Consider the following 14,972-nt stretch of genomic DNA (forward strand, 5'->3'; position numbering starts at 1 on the left):
TGTCAGCTGCGCAGAACGAGAAGCGTCAGGTCGTCCGGGCTCGGAACATCTCCGCTGTGCCTGTGCAGCAGATCGAAGACGGCCGCGACTATTTCCCCCGGCGCCTTCGAACGATTGCCGAGAATGACGTCGAGCACCGCCGACTCCCCGAGACGCGCGCCGGCGGCGTTTCTCGAGTCCACGATTCCATCGGTGAAGAGAACAAGCAGGTCCTTCCCCTTCTGCCACGGCACCGATTGCGCGCCGGGCGCCTCATCGCTCAGTCCGAGCGGAGGGCCATCCGCCGCAAGCCGCCGCACCGCGCCCTCGGGACCGATTACGAATGCGTGAGGATGTCCGGTGTTGGCGTAATGCAGCGTACCCGATCCATGCTCCAGAACGCCGAAGAAAACCGAGATGTACATCTCCGTACTGGAGAGCTCCTCGCGTAACGTGCCGAGCAGCATCGCCAGCATCTCGCCGGGATCGCGGGCGCTCTGCGCATGAATCGCCGAGGCGCTCATGGCAAGAGCCATTATCAGCGCTGCGCGATAGCCGTGGCCCGAGACGTCACCGATCATCACTCCGGTACGGTTTTGCGGCATCCGGAAGAGATGATAGAAGTCTCCTCCCACGCTCTCGGCGGGAACGACGCGGGCCGCTACTTCGGCCTCGGGAGAAACGATACCGGGTTTCGGAAGCAGCTTCATCTGCAGGTCGTGCGCCAGATACATCTCCTGCTGGAGACGCTGCTGCTCGAGGGAGGCGCGGACGAGACGGGCGTTCTGAATCGCCGTGCCGATCTGCGTCGCGATCGCGGCGACGAGCTTCTGATCGCCGGCGCTGTATGGTTGGCGCGATCTACGGTCAGAAAGGTTTACCACACCGAGCGGCTCGCCTCCGGCCGGAGTCGTCCACATGATGGGAACCGAGAGCATCTCTCCGCGGCGATAGGGTCTCTCGGCCTCGCATTCCATGACGCCCGCTTCGACCGTGAGGGGATGGTGCGTGCGGAAAACGCGCGCCGACACGCAGTCGGGATCGTCCACGCGGATCGGAGGGGCGGTGTGCGCGTCGGTTCCGATGGCGGCGACGACGTGCAGCATTTCTGTCCCCGGCTCGTGCACGAGTATCGAGGCGTGTCGCGCGCCGACGGTCTCGGAAATCTCGGTGAGTATCGTCGAGGCCGCTTCCTCGAGTGTGACGGTGCGCCCGAGGATCTCACCGATTGTATAGAGGAGGTTGATCTCCTCGTACCGTTCGGTGAGCTCGAGGGCGGCGTGCTCCACTTCCTGCGCGCCGCGAAGAATCTGCGCGACTACCGGAAGCAGCAGACGGAGGTGGCTGTCTCCCGCGGGTGTCGCTGGATCGCAGTTGGTTATGCCGAGCCAGGTCCTCTTCACGCCCGGCACCGCGGCGACGACCATCGTGCCGTCTCCCACGGTCATCGGCACAGATGAGCCTGCACCGGGAAACGCATCGGGAGTCGGAAGCCGCGGGCTCGAGCGCGCCACGAGGGCGGGGCGCTCGGCGGCAGTGTCACGGGCGCTCCAGACGGCGGCATCACACCGCGTCGCTTCGCGGAACGCGATGAGCACCGCCTCGAGCTCTTTCATTCCCGGCGCAGTGTCAGTCTTACGACGTTGCCATCGGACTGGAATCGCTCGACGCGGTCCATGAGCGCATGCATCAGGAAGAGCCCCCGCCCGTCTTCGTGATAGATGTTCTCGGGCGCAGTGGGGTCAGGGCGCGGGGCGCCCAGATCGAACCCGGGCCCTTCGTCCATGATGTCGAACACGAGCGCGTCATCACTGACGACCGCGCGCACGCGGACGTGCTTGTTGGCGCCGTCTCCGTTTCCGCGAAGAATCGCGTTCGAGATCGCCTCGCCGAGTGCAATCCTCACGTTGAACGAGCACTTGTCGGCGGGCACGTGGAACTCGCGACACTTTCGTGTCGCGAGCTCGACGACCCCTTCTATGTACCTGACGTCGCTTGGAATCTCGATATCGAGCGCGACGTGGGTCTTGCCCATCAGAAAGTCTCGAGCGCGCGCTCCCGCGTGTCGGAAATCTGAAAGAGCGTGTCGAGCTTGGTCAGCTCGAAAAGGGTCTGGAGGTCATCGTTCAGATCGGCGAGGCGGAGCTCTCCGCCCTGTTCCCTGATCTTCTTCGAGAGCGAGACCAGTACGCCGAGTCCGGAGCTGTCTATGTAGCCGGTCTGGCTGAAATCAATGAGAAACTTTTTCTCGCCCTTCTCGAGCTCGTCGAGCACCTTCTGCTTGAGCTCCTGGCGATTGCCCACGATCAACTGGCCTTCGACGTCCACTACGACTATCTCACCCTGCTTACTGATTGCGAAACTCATGCTTGTCTCCGAATGTGGTCAGAAGCGGCCCGGCCACCGACTTGAGCGCCGTTATCGCGGCGACGTTAATAATGTCGTCCGGCTGTGCCCCGCGCGAGAGATCGGCGGCCGGCCTCGCGAGTCCCTGCAGCACCGGTCCGATCGCGCTCGCTCCGCCGAGACGCTGAACGAGCTTGTAGGCAATGTTGCCCGCGTCGAGTGATGGAAACACGAGCACGTTGGCATCGCCCCGGATGCGGCTCCCAGGTGCCTTCCGGGTCGCCACCGATGGGACCAGTGCGGCATCACCTTGCAATTCTCCGTCCACGGCGAGGCTGGGGTCACGCGACCGTATCAGCTCGAGGGCCTCGCGCATGAGATCCACGCTTGGACCCGACCCGCTACCGGCTGTACTGAACGAGAGCAGCGCCACACGCGGCTCGTCGCCGACGATGCGCCGCCGGTCGGCGGCGGCGGCCAGCGCGATGTCGGCGATCTGTTCGGCGGTAGGGTACGGGACGACAGCGCAATCGGTGAACGTCAGAACTTCGCTGGACGCCTCCCACTTGATGCCCGCTACCATGTAGAAGGAGCTGGAGACCGTCCGGAGGCCGGGCTGCACGCCGATGATGCGGAGAGCTGCGTGCAGCACTTCGGCGGTGGTATACGATGCGCCCGCGACACATCCGTCGAAGTCGCCCGAAGCCACGAGGCGGTCGGCGAACTCCAGCGGAGACGAGGAATCCGATTCGATCGTCGCCGCGCCCGTCTGTCGCGCCGCGGCATACGTATCGGGGCGCGCCGGGTCGAGAACGAGGACCGGCCGAACGACGCCGCTGCTCGCGAGTGACGCGACGGCAGCCAAGACCCGTTCGTCATGTGGTTCCGGAAATACGATCGCGCATTCGAGCGCGGACGCGCGCGCTCGAATGCTGTCGATGAACGCGCTCATCCTCCGGATTTCAATTCGGCGTATTTGTTTCTCAGCGCGGCGGCGACAGCAGGATGCACGAGGCCCTCCAGGTTCCCGCCGTACTGCGCAATTTCGCGGATGATGCTCGAGCTGATGTATGTGGTCTCGACCGACGGGACCATGAACACGGTCTCCAGGCCGGGCGAAAGGTTGCGGTTCATCAGCGCCATCTGGAATTCGTATTCGAAGTCGCTCACCGCGCGAAGGCCGCGGATGATCAGCGATGCGCCGACCTCCCGCGCGAAGTCCACGAGCAGCCCCTGGAACTGCCGCACGTCCACGCAAGGATCGCTTCCCGACGCCAGGCGGATCAGCGCCATGCGCTCGTCGGGACTGAACAACGGCTTCTTCGAGCTGTTGTTCGCAACCGCCACGACCAGCTTGTCCACGAACTCGCAGCTGCGGCGGATGAGATCCTCGTGACCGCGGGTGATCGGGTCGAAGCTTCCGGCATAGATGGCGATTGTGCCCACGCTACTCCTCGCTGCGATAGAATGTGATGGCGCTCGAACCGTACCGCCTCGTGTCGGTGGCTCCAGGGAGCTTTTCCCGCGAATCATGCTCGATACTGAGTATCCGCGCGAATGGCCGCGCGAGCCAGACCTCGGCGAGCCGGGCGGCGAACCCTCCCGTGTAAGGAGGATCAGCAACCGCGAGATCGTATTCGTATGAACCCAGACCTTCCGCGAAGCGAACCGCATCGGCGCGACGGATGACCGACGCATCTCCCGCGTCGAGAAGATCGAGATTCTTCTGGAGCACCCTGATGGTGCGTAAATCCTTCTCCACGAAGTCGGCGGACGCGGCGCCTCGCGACAGTGTCTCGAGCCCGAGCGCGCCTGACCCGGCGAAGAGATCCACCACCCGGCTTCCAGGAATGTCGCGCTCCAGAATGCTCATCCACGCTTCGCGAACGCGGTCGAGTGTCGGACGTACGGCGAGGCCCGGGGGCGCTTCTATTCTCCTGCCCCGCCAGCGACCCGCGACGATGCGCATCGTCAGCCGTCTGTCGCGGGACGAGGGCAGATGTCGGCAATCCGCGCCTGGAGCCGGCTCTCGCCTCTGTACTCGTCGCGCTCGAGGCGGAACGCGATGTCCACCGGCGTCGTCGTGTTGAACTCCGCGACCCGATGAGCGAATCCCCATCCGATTGCCTCGAGCTCGCCCGCGCCCGTATAGAGGCGAAGCTTGAGGCCGTCGCGGCCGACGAGCTTGGGCGGTGCGGCGAGGCTCACTCCGCGCGCCACCAGCACCGGTGTTGGATTGCCGACGCCAAACGGCTCAAAATGACGCAGCATGCGCTCGAGCTCGTCGTCGGCGCGATCGATCGCGACCTCGAGATCAATCTTTACTTCGGGCACCAGATCCTCCGGGCGGAGCATGCTCGCCGCGACGTCGTTGAACCGGCGCGCGAACTCCGCGACCCGGTCACGCGCGATCGTCACGCCAGCGGCAGCGCGGTGCCCGCCATATCGAATCAGGAGGTCACCGCACTTGCCGAGCGCGGCGTGGAGATCGATCGCGGGAATTCCGCGGCCCGACCCCTTCCCTGTCTCACCGTCGAGCGCGATGAGAATCACCGGACGACCGAACTCCTCGACGAGCCGCGATGCGACGATTCCGATGACACCGGGGTGCCACCCGTCACGAGCGAGCGCGATGCCGAACGTGGTCGCGGGATCGAGCTCCATCGCCATCTCACGCGCCTCCTCGAGCGTCGCGCGATCCAGCTCCTGCCGCCGCGCGTTGAGCTCCTCGAGCTCGCGCGCGATAGTGTTCGCCTCATGCACGTCGGACGTCAGCAGGAGCTCGACGCCGCGCATCGCGCTGCCGATTCGTCCGGCCGCGTTGAGACGCGGGGCGAGTATGAAGCCGACGCGTCCCGCGGTGATCGGCTTTCCATCGAGTCCCGATGCGCGAAGCATTGCCCCCAACCCGACGTTGCCGGTATCGGCAAGCATGCGCAGACCATACCGCACGAGAATCCTGTTCTCACCGCGAAGTGGCGCAACATCGGCGACCGTCGCGAGCGCGACGAGATCGAGCATGCGCCAGATGAAGGCGTCGTTGCGACCGAGATGCTTCGCCAGCCCAAGCGAGAGCTTGAATGCGACACCGACAGCCGCGAGATCCTTGTCGGGATACTCGCATCCCTCCTGCCGCGGATTGAGGACCGCGAGACACTCGGGAAGCGCCTTGCCGGGGAGATGGTGATCGGTGACGATGACGTCTATCCCGGCGGCGCACAGGTTGGCGACCGGCTCCGCGGCGCTCGTCCCGCAATCACACGTGAGGACGACATCGGCCTTCTCGTCGATCGCTGCGCGAACGCCCGCCGGTCCGAGGTCGTATCCGTCCTCGATGCGTCGCGGAATGAACGGAACGACGTTGGCGCCGAACTCCCGCAGCACGCGCGTCATGAGGGTGGTGGAGCAGATGCCGTCCACGTCGTAATCGCCGTGCACGAGAACCGTCTCTCCCGATGCCGCCGCTCGCGCGAGGCGCTCGATGGCCTTCTCCGCGCCCTTCATTGACAGCGTGTCATGGAGCTGATCCAGCCGCGGACGCAGAAAGCGCCGAGCCGATTCGTCGTCCGCGTGACCCCGGATGAGAAGGAGGTTGGCCACCTGCTCGGAGACCTGGAGACTCGACGAAAGCGCGGCAACGGCTTCCGGGTCGGGCTCCCGTGAGAGGACCCAGCGCGCACGCGCTCTTCGCGAAGGCACGGTACCGGCTGAGGGCACAGGCGTGGTCACGCTCGCATCCCCGTCATGTTGCCGCGGCTCAACCGGTCGCCGAGCGATAGAGAAGAACGCCGCACGCTTCACAGACGTCTATCGGTCCGTTCACGGCCATGTGGTTTCTGCGTTGCATCGGGATCGCCGTGTCGCAGTTGCCGCACGACTCGCCGCGAAGCGCGTAGAGCGCCTGGACGCGGCGCGTCCTGATACGGTCGTATTTCCCCAGAAGCGGGCGCGGAACGACGGCCGTCTTTCCTTCGCGAGCCGCGCGCACCGTCAATAATGATGCGTCAATCTCCGATTTCTCCTTCTCGATCTCTTCGCGCGCCATCGCCTGCTCGGCTTCGATCCCGGCGAGATCCGCGTCGCCGGCTTCGACGGTCGCGCGAAGCTCAGTCAGGCGTCGCGAGAGCGCCTGAAGCTCACTCTCGTCCTCGGCGATGATGCGCCGCGCCGATTCCACCTGCGCCATGGCCGCAGTGGCTTCCTTCAACCGCTTCACGGCGTCGAGCTGCGCCAGGTTCTTCTCCTGCATCTGCTTGTGCTGCGCGACCTTCCCCTGAAGCTCGCGCTGGCGTTTCTCTTCCGCCTCAACCGCCGCGCGCGATCGGCTCACCGCCGTCGCTGCCGCTTCACGCCTCTTGTCCAGCGCCGCCATGCGCGGCTCCAGGTTGCGTCTACGATTCTCCAGCTCGAGGATTCGTGCGTCATCCTCCTGCAGCGCCAGCAGTGCTTCAACTTCACTTTGCATGACGATCTCTCCGGTTCAGCGTGTCCTTCCGCGGCGGAATGCCTTGAATGTCATCTTTCCTGATGCCCTCATCTGTACAACAAGCTTTTGGCGCTCTCCCTGCAGAAGCTCCTTCTCTTCTTCATTCGCCAGCGGGAGCAGCCGGTCTATCTCCAGCAACCTGTCTTCCATGTCCCTCACATGCAGCCGTGTGATGGAATCGTCCATCGTCTTCTGCGCGTCCATCAGGCTCCCTCCGGCGCCGAGCAGCTCCTCGGCCTCCTCGAGCGCCTCGGGATCGAGAGACGCAGCGAGCTCCTCGAGTGCGGTGTCCTCACCTGCCTCGAGCAGCGCCACAAATACGGCGCGATAACGCGGATCGTGAAACGAGTCGGGACCGATCCGCTCGGCGATACTCTCCACTCTCGACCTCTGCTGCAGCATCGCTCGGACCAGTTCGCGCTCGGCCGAGCTTCCGGCATCGCGACGCGGATGGCGCTGGTCGCCGTTGCGACCGCGAATCGCGGGTCTCTGCACGGGCGCGGACTGGGGTCTCGAGGGCTCGCCGGATTCGTGGCTCTCCCCCGATGCCCCCCGTGGGCCGAGCTCGCGCAGAAGGATCTCGCGATCCACTCCGGTCACCTCGCTCGCTCGACCGATATACAGATCACGCATAATTTCGTCGGCAGTCGCGCGGATCGTTGGCAGCAGACGGTCGAGCGCGCGACGCTTCTTCTGCAGCTCTCCGAACCACCCGGCGCGATCGAGGATCTGGATTTTCCGCTCGAACACGTCGATCGCCGACGACAGCTGCGATTCCAGGCCCGCAGCGCCGTGCGCACGCGTGTACGTGTCAGGATCGTCACCGGGAGGCATGGTCACGACTCTCACCGAGAATCCCTGCCTCAGCAGCTCGTCCCCCGCGCGAAACGTCGCCTTGAGCCCCGCCGCATCGCTGTCATACAGAAGAAAGACATTGCGCGTGTATTTTCGCAGCAATCCAACCTGAGTCTCGGTAAGTGCCGTACCAAGGGGCGCCACGACCTCCTCGATTCCCGCGGACATGACGCGAAGAGCATCGAAGTAGCCTTCGACCACCAGTGCGCGATCGGCGCGCCGAATGGCGTTGCGCGATCGGTTGAGCCCGTACAGAAGCTTACCCTTCGTGAACACGGGTGATTCACGCGAGTTGAGATACTTTGGCTCACCCGGACCGAGAAGCCGGCCGCCGAAACCGACGTTCCGGCCCTGGACGTCGAGGATCGGAAACATGAGCCGGTTCCTGAATCGGGGACGCGGCTCGGCGTCCTGATCGGCGGTGACGAGCAACCCGCCGTCGAGCATGCGAGCGTCGTCGAAGCCGAGCGCGTTCATGTACGTCCGCATGAGGCCGATCTCCCGGGGCGCGAAGCCGAGGCCGAACTCTTCGCCAGCCGCGCGTGATACATCGCGCTCGGCGAGATACTCACGCGCCTGAGCACCGACACTTTCCTCCCATAGCACCTTCTGAAAGTAGGCGGCGGCGGTCGCCTGCAGCTCCCACAGCGGCTCGCGGGGATCCGGTCCTTCGCGGCGAGTCCTGGTGTCATGAACTTCTATTCCCGCCTTCTCGCCCACCATCTTCACGGCTTCCGGCCATTCCACGCCGAGCCGCTTGGTGAGGAACTTGAACACGTCGCCGCTCTCGCCGCAGACGAAACAGTGATAGAGCCGCTTGGCCGGGACTACGGAAAAATTGCGGCGCGTGCCCTGGTGGAAAGGACATGGACCGCGAAAATCGGAGCCCGTCCGCTTGAGCGGCACGTACTCGCCGATGATGGCGACGATGTCCGCCGCCTCTCTCACCTGCTCGATCACTTCGTCGGGAATCACGCCAGCTCGGCCACGGTCACGCCCGCGCCTCCCTCGTTCCAGGCGCCAAGACGAAAGCTGGCGACGCGCGATTCCTTCCGCAGCATCTCCGAAACGCGCTCGCGAAGGGCGCCAGTTCCCTTGCCATGAATGATGCGGATGGACTTGAGATCGGCGCGAACGGCGGAATCTACCGCCTGCATCAGCAGGTCCTCGATCTCACCCGCTCGTAACCCGCGGAGATCTATCTCGCTCTTCGCCTCGACCTCCGGAATGTCGCCGCGAATCGCCACCTGAACGCGCTCACCGCCTGGCGGCCTGTTCGCCGGCGCGAGTGCTCTGCTCGGGACTGTCATCTTTACCGAGCCGAACGCAACGACTGCCTCTCCCTCGCGCAGCTCGATGACCCGCGCGGTGCGTCCACCGAGCGTGGAGACGGATACGTAGTCGCCTTCGCGAATCGGACCTCCCGGGACGGCTCCATCCACCGTCTCCGACGCAGGCTCTTCTTCCAGCGCCGCGAGGGCGCGGCCTTCCGCCGCCGCGAGCTCTTCCATTCTACGGCGCGCTTCTCTCGCTGCTTCCTCAGCGGCTGCCGCCGAGGATTCCTTCAGCTCGCGAATCGTTCGATCCACTTCGGACCTCGCGTCGAGCAACAGCCGCCTCGCCTCGCGGCGCGCCTCGCGCTCCGCGTTCTTTTCCCGCTCACGAACCGCGGCCTCCCGTTCGGCCACCCGCTTCGCGCGCGATCTTGCATCCACCGACATCTCCGCGGCTTCCTTCTCCCGTTCAGCCAGCCTCTGTTCGCGCGATTCAAGCTCCGCGAGAAGAGCGTTGATGTCGCGTTCTCCGGTTGGCAGCCTCGATTCCGCATTCTGCAGTACATCTTCGGGCAGCGACAGGCGGCGCGCAATGCTGAGGCCGTAGGAGCGCCCGGGGATTCCCTTGATGAGGCGATAGGTCGGCGCCAGCGCGACGGAGTCGAACTGCAGCGACGCGTTGACGACGCCGTCCACCTCGGCCGCAAGCTCCTTGAGCGCGCCAAGGTGAGTTGTCGCGACGGAGAGACTGCCGCGACGCGTCAACGCCTCGAGGATCGCGCCGCCGAGCGCCGCACCTTCCACCGGGTCGGTCCCCGAACCCAGCTCGTCGATCAGGACGAGAGAATTCTGCGTTGCCGACCGCAGCACCTCGACGAGGTTCCTGAGATGCGCACTGAACGTCGAAAGGCTCGAGCTGATGGACTGTTCATCTCCAACGTCTGCGTACACGTCGTCGAAGATGGCGAGCCGCGATTCATTGCCCATGGGGACCGGAATCCCTGACTGCGCCATCGCCGCGAACAATCCGAGTGACTTGAGGAGCACGGTCTTGCCGCCGGTGTTCGGACCGGAGATGAGAAGCGTCCGCTCCCGCGGTTCCAGAGTGAGATCGAACGGCACCACCGTGATGCCCTGCGCGACGAGAAGCGGATGCCGTCCGCCGAGGATCGCGAAGCCCGCCCCCGGATCGTTGAACTCGATCATGCCGCACCCGAGCCTGTCGGCGAATCGCGCGCGGGCGTAGAGCGAGTCGAGCACGAGCATGGCGTCGAATGCGACGATCAGCGCATCACGAAGAGGGCGGATCAACTCGCTCAGCTCGGCGAGGATGCGGTCTATCTCGCGGCGCTCCCCGGCCTCCAGCTCTCTGATGCGGTTCCCGGCCTCGACGGCAGCGGGCGGCTCGACGAAGAGTGTGCCGCCGGTGCTCGAGGTGTCGTGGACGATTCCGCCTACGACTGAGCGCGCCTCGCGGCGGATGGGGATCACGAAGCGCCCGTTCCTGACGCTCACCGACATGTCGGGTACCTGGAACCGCGACTCGAGCTTCGCCACGACTCGTTCGAGCATTCGCACGATCTCGCCCTCTGCGCCGCGCAGCTCGCGGCGAATACGCCGAAGGGCAGGCGACGCATCATCCCGTATGACGCCGTCGTCGTCTATCGCGGTCTCGAGCGCCTTCTCCTCTGCCCGCGCGATGATGTGGGCATCTATCTCAGGGCTGAGCATCGCGAGGGAGACTGCGGCAATGCGGTCATCCCGGAAGCTCTCCGAGGAAAGCCGAGAGGCGCGCAGGAAATTGCGCACCGCCAGCAGATCCCCGATCGCCAGCGAAGCCCCTTCGACGCGCAGGCGCGACAGCGGGCGGCGAATGTCGTGGACCTGCTGGGGATGCCAGCCGGCGTCGCCTTCGGCGAGGCTTCGCATGGCGGAGACGCGCGCGTGCTCGCGCTCGATCCATGCCCGATCGGCGGTCGGGCGGGATTCGCGCACGCGCTCCGCGCCCAGCGACGAGCCGGCGAACCCTGCCACGAGATCGAGGGCGGGTCCGAATTCGAGAACTCCCAGTGCGTGCTGATTCATGAATGCAAAAACCCGAACTCGCGAATGTCGTCGCCAGTTCGGGTCGTGTACCACCGGTGCCGCTTTCTCACCCCTGCTTGCCGAGCTCCTCGCGTGCGATCGCGTTGATCGTTCCGCCTTCCGCCCGTCCCTTGAACTGAGGGAGGACCTTGCCCATCACGGCGCCGATGTTACCCGCGCCAGCCGCTATCGCCGCCTGAACCGCGGCCCTCAGCTCATCGTCGCTCACCGCGGGAGGAAGATACTTCTCGAGAGCCGAGGCTTCCGCTCTCTCTTTGTCAGCGAGGTCGCCGCGGCCGGCCTTATCATACATCTCGACCGACTCGCGACGCTTTTTTATTGCCTTCCGCAACACGTCCACCACGTCCGAGTCCGCGGGGTCCTTCCGCATCTCGATGCGGCGGTTCTTGACCTCCGACAGGACCGTCCCGAGGAGCAGCGTGGCCGGCTTGTCCTGCGCTTTTCGCGAGGCATTCAGGTCACCCTGCAACCGCGCGAAAAGCTCGGACATGTCAGACCCGCCGAGTCCGACGGTTCTTGCGCATCGCCGTATTCAGCTTGCGCTTACGGCGCTCGCTCGGCTTCTCGTAATGACGATGCTTGCGAAGATCGGAAAGAATGCCCGCCTTCTCGCACTTCTTCTTGAAGCGCTTAAGCGCGCGCTCAAAGTTCTCGTCGTCATGAATTATGACTTCCGACAAATTCTACTTCCCCCCTTCGTGGCGTTTGCGGCGCCTGTGTAGGTACAGACTATAAAAATTAGTCGGCTGGCAAAGAGCGAGCAAGTAAAGCGCCCTCGCGGAGAAAGTATCCCGGGCAGTCGTGCCCGTCGTTTCATCCCGGAGGCCAGGCCATACGGCGCCCGCCAATGACGTGAAGGTGGAGATGGTCCACTGACTGCCCGCCGTCGGCGTTCGTGTTCGCAACCGTACGATAGCCGCCCTCGGAGATGCCTTCCTGCCGCGCGATCAGCGCGGCGAACGCCATCAGCTTCCCGAGGAGCGCTTCGTCATCGGTCGCATCAAGCGAGTCCACATGGCGCCGCGGGACTACGATAACGTGAACCGGAGCGACAGGGTTGATGTCCCGGAAGGCGATCGCATCATCGGTCTCGGAGACAATGGCAGCCGGTATGTCACCGCTGACGATCCGGCAGAACAGACAGTTGTCCGACATTCAGGAAGCCTCCCCGGTGTGTTGAGCCATTGGATCGCGCGCTCCCGTTCCGTTGCCCAGCCGCGCGCGAACGATCGCCAGCGCGGCGATGCCCGCTGTCTCGAACCGCAGCGTCGCACCGACGAGGGATGCGGGCTGGAATCCGGCCGCCACCATCTCGTCGCGCTCGCGCGCATCGAGACCGCCTTCCGGGCCGATCGCGATGACGACCGGTCCGTCGAGCGGGATGCCGATAAGCGGCGTATCGGCCAATGCATCGAGCAGGATCCGGACGCCCTCGGGTGCCGCCGCGATGGCCCGCCCGACGGGAGCCGAGGGATGAATCTGCGGCAACCATCCTCCGCCCGATTGGGTAAGCGCCGCGACCATCCTGCCTCGCAGCCGCGACTGGAATGCGGGACCATCGCCAGCCGGACCGACACTGCGCGAGCGGCGCCACATCACAGGACGCCATGTCGTCGCGCAGAGCTCGGTGGATTTCTCGGCGAGATAGAGCATCCGGTCTCTGTCCGCGACTGGAACCATCAGATGAACCGGAGGCAGATCGGCAATCTGCCACACGTCCGTGACATCCACCGTGAGCGACCGCTTGGCGACGCGGGCCAGAACTCCGCTCGCCGCGTTGCCATGCCCGTCGCGCAGCGCCACCGGCTCGCCCGCTCCGATCCGGAGAACGCGCACATGCTGCGCCGCTTCGTCGTTGAGGGAGACCGTCGTCCCCACAACGAACGCGTCGTGCGAAAAAAATGTTACAGCGCTCGCTCGATCAGAACGCTCCACCATCCCTCCTCGGTGTCTTCGGCAACAATCTCGAATCCTTCGCTGGCGATCGCGTCCACCATCATCGGCCTCTCGTCCACGAGAATCCCGGAGAGGATCGCGTGTCCGCCCGCGACCAGAGAATCGCGTATCAGCGGCAGCAGCTCGAGAAGAATGGACGAGATAATGTTGGCCAGCACCAGCCCGACAGGGGAGACGAGCGGCAGAAGCACCGCCGCGTCGCCCTCCAGCACGCGCACGCTTTCGGCCGCACTGTTGGCTGCGACGTTCTCCTCGGCGTTGCCGATTGCATCCGGATCCAGCTCGATGGCCGCAATCCGCTTCGCTCCGAGCTTCGCCGCACAAATGGAGAGAACGGCGCTTCCCGCGCCGAGATCAGCGACGACGTCGGGCATTCGCGGCAGACGCTGCATCAGGCGCACTACTCCGCGAGTCGTAGCATGCTCTCCGGTGCCGAACGCCATCGCCGGATCGATCACTACCTCGAGTCCGCCGCGCGACTCGCCGGCGAGCCAAGGTGGCGCGATCGTAATGTCGCCGAGCTGATGCGCGCCAACCGACGCGCGCCATGCGCTCCAATCCATTGCCGGAGCGGGACCGGTCGTGACGCGAGCGGCGGGATCGCGCTCATGAACCACGGCCTCGATCGCCGACGCGGAAGTGCCGGGCGGAAAATGGGTGACGATCGCCGCGCCGTCTTCCTGTACCCCGAGCGACCCGGCCGCGAACAGCGCGTCCACCACCGCCTGCGGATCGGCCGACGGCTCCACACGAACGGCGAGCCAGGGTCTGTCCTCGCGCTCGGCCAGCGAGTCGCTCACGCGGCGCGCGACTCGCTGCTCAGCCGCATCACGCGCCGAGCGATTCCTTGACCTTCGACCAGAATCCCTTCGACCGGCGCTGCGCGGGCGCGACCTGGATCTCGCCCAACCGCTTGATGATGGATTCCTCTTCCGGCGTGAGCTCCTCGGGAGTGTAGAGCTGGAGACGGACATGCAGATCGCCGACGCCGGATGCATTAACACGCGGGAGACCGCGTCCACGCAGATGAAACGCCTGCCCGCTCTCGGTGCGCGGAGGCACGGTCAGCGTGATGCTCCCGCTGACCGTGGGGACTTCCACGTCCGCTCCATGCACGAGCTGCGGATACGTGACGAGTACCTCGGAGTACAGGTCCTCCCCGTCGCGCTCGAACCGGGGATCCTCCTCGACCTCGAAGACGACGAGGATGTCGCCGCGGCCACCACCTCTCGGCCCGACGTTGCCGACGCCCCGCATGGTCATGTACTGACCCGTGGCGACGCCCGGAGGAACCTTCACGACGATGCTCTCTTCCTGTCGCACACGGCCCTCGCCACGGCACTTCCGGCAGGGTGACGTGATGATCGTCCCCTCACCCGCGCATGTCGGGCAGGGCGTGACGCTGATCACCTGGCCAAAGAACGACTTCTGCGCGCGCCGAACTTCGCCGGCCCCTGCGCAGGTGGTGCAGCGATTGGCGCTCGTGCCGGGCTCAGCGCCCGTGCCTTCACACTTGTCGCAGGTGGCGAGCAGCTTGACCGTGACGGTTTTTTCGACTCCGGTCTCCACTTCCGACAGGTGAAGCGGCATGGTGATCCGTATGTCGGAGCCGGTGCGAGGACCCGTCCCGCCGCTTCTTGCGCCGCCGCCGAACAGGTCGCCAAACCCCGTCATGCCGCCGAGGTCGCGCATGAAGATGTTGAGCGCTTCGGCAAGATCCACGTGGTGGAAGCCGCCGGCGCCGCCGCGAAGCCCCGCCTCACCGTAGCGATCGTACGCCGAGCGCTTGGTCGAATCGCGCAGGACGTCGTACGCCTCGGTGATTTCCTTGAATTTTTCTTCCGCCTCCCGCGAGCCATTGTTGCGGTCGGGGTGAAACGTCATCGCGAGCTTGCGATACGCTTTCTTTATCTCGTCATCCGAAGCGGTCCGGGGAACACCAAGGGTGTTGTAGAAATCGGCCATCTTGT

16 protein-coding genes are annotated in these 14,972 nt (G+C 65.0%); all 16 read right to left on the minus strand.

The features are described from left to right. Positions 1-2: 2 nt before the first annotated feature. The 16 genes from Q7S20_10445 to dnaJ all read right to left on the minus strand — a co-directional run bounded on the left by Q7S20_10445 (position 3) and on the right by dnaJ (position 14,967). A complete protein-coding gene (locus Q7S20_10445) occupies positions 3-1,595 on the minus strand; it encodes a SpoIIE family protein phosphatase (GenBank protein ID MDO8502251.1) in 1,593 nt (530 codons plus the stop codon). Further along, on the minus strand, positions 1,592-2,014 hold the full coding sequence (locus Q7S20_10450; protein MDO8502252.1) for an ATP-binding protein: 423 nt from the start codon (positions 2,012-2,014) through the stop codon (positions 1,592-1,594). Before Q7S20_10450 ends, Q7S20_10445 begins: the two co-directional genes overlap by 4 nt. Then, positions 2,014-2,346 carry an STAS domain-containing protein gene (locus Q7S20_10455; GenBank protein MDO8502253.1) on the minus strand — a complete coding sequence of 111 codons (333 nt, stop codon included), beginning with the start codon at positions 2,344-2,346 and terminating at the stop codon, positions 2,014-2,016. Before Q7S20_10455 ends, Q7S20_10450 begins: the two co-directional genes overlap by 1 nt. Then, a complete protein-coding gene (locus Q7S20_10460; GenBank protein MDO8502254.1) occupies positions 2,327-3,277 on the minus strand; it encodes a phosphate acyltransferase in 951 nt (316 codons plus the stop codon). Before Q7S20_10460 ends, Q7S20_10455 begins: the two co-directional genes overlap by 20 nt. Next, positions 3,274-3,771 (minus strand): pantetheine-phosphate adenylyltransferase, encoded by a 498-nt coding sequence (gene coaD, locus Q7S20_10465; GenBank protein ID MDO8502255.1) that lies wholly within the window; start codon positions 3,769-3,771, stop codon positions 3,274-3,276. Before coaD ends, Q7S20_10460 begins: the two co-directional genes overlap by 4 nt. Position 3,772: 1 nt before the next feature. Further along, positions 3,773-4,294 (minus strand): 16S rRNA (guanine(966)-N(2))-methyltransferase RsmD, encoded by a 522-nt coding sequence (gene rsmD / locus Q7S20_10470; GenBank protein ID MDO8502256.1) that lies wholly within the window; start codon positions 4,292-4,294, stop codon positions 3,773-3,775. 2 nt (positions 4,295-4,296) lie between these two features. Further along, positions 4,297-6,054 (minus strand): single-stranded-DNA-specific exonuclease RecJ, encoded by a 1,758-nt coding sequence (gene recJ, locus Q7S20_10475; protein MDO8502257.1) that lies wholly within the window; start codon positions 6,052-6,054, stop codon positions 4,297-4,299. Between the two features lie 28 nt (positions 6,055-6,082). Then, a complete protein-coding gene (locus Q7S20_10480) occupies positions 6,083-6,790 on the minus strand; it encodes a hypothetical protein (GenBank protein ID MDO8502258.1) in 708 nt (235 codons plus the stop codon). Positions 6,791-6,805: 15 nt separating this feature from the next. After that, on the minus strand, positions 6,806-8,641 hold the full coding sequence (gene dnaG / locus Q7S20_10485; protein MDO8502259.1) for a DNA primase: 1,836 nt from the start codon (positions 8,639-8,641) through the stop codon (positions 6,806-6,808). Further along, the gene (locus Q7S20_10490) at positions 8,638-11,025 is read right to left on the minus strand and encodes an endonuclease MutS2 (protein MDO8502260.1); all 2,388 of its coding nucleotides are present in this window, start codon (positions 11,023-11,025) and stop codon (positions 8,638-8,640) included. The genes dnaG and Q7S20_10490 overlap by 4 nt, the downstream gene beginning before the upstream one ends. A 67-nt stretch (positions 11,026-11,092) precedes the next feature. Further along, entirely contained in the window at positions 11,093-11,536 is a 444-nt protein-coding gene (locus tag Q7S20_10495) for a GatB/YqeY domain-containing protein (protein ID MDO8502261.1), read from the minus strand. Between the two features lies 1 nt (position 11,537). After that, on the minus strand, positions 11,538-11,726 hold the full coding sequence (gene rpsU, locus Q7S20_10500) for a 30S ribosomal protein S21 (protein MDO8502262.1): 189 nt from the start codon (positions 11,724-11,726) through the stop codon (positions 11,538-11,540). A 133-nt stretch (positions 11,727-11,859) separates the two neighbouring features. Continuing rightward, positions 11,860-12,201 carry a histidine triad nucleotide-binding protein gene (locus Q7S20_10505; protein MDO8502263.1) on the minus strand — a complete coding sequence of 114 codons (342 nt, stop codon included), beginning with the start codon at positions 12,199-12,201 and terminating at the stop codon, positions 11,860-11,862. Next, positions 12,202-12,984, minus strand: coding sequence for an RsmE family RNA methyltransferase (locus Q7S20_10510; GenBank protein MDO8502264.1), 783 nt, complete (start codon positions 12,982-12,984; stop codon positions 12,202-12,204). Next, complete coding sequence (locus tag Q7S20_10515) at positions 12,951-13,802, minus strand: 50S ribosomal protein L11 methyltransferase (protein ID MDO8502265.1); 852 nt, start codon at positions 13,800-13,802, stop codon at positions 12,951-12,953. The genes Q7S20_10510 and Q7S20_10515 overlap by 34 nt, the downstream gene beginning before the upstream one ends. 28 nt (positions 13,803-13,830) lie before the next feature. Then, complete coding sequence (gene dnaJ, locus Q7S20_10520; GenBank protein ID MDO8502266.1) at positions 13,831-14,967, minus strand: molecular chaperone DnaJ; 1,137 nt, start codon at positions 14,965-14,967, stop codon at positions 13,831-13,833. Between the last annotated feature and the right edge of the window lie 5 nt (positions 14,968-14,972).

The sequence above is a fragment of the Gemmatimonadaceae bacterium genome (assembly GCA_030647905.1).
GTDB lineage: Bacteria > Gemmatimonadota > Gemmatimonadetes > Gemmatimonadales > Gemmatimonadaceae > UBA4720.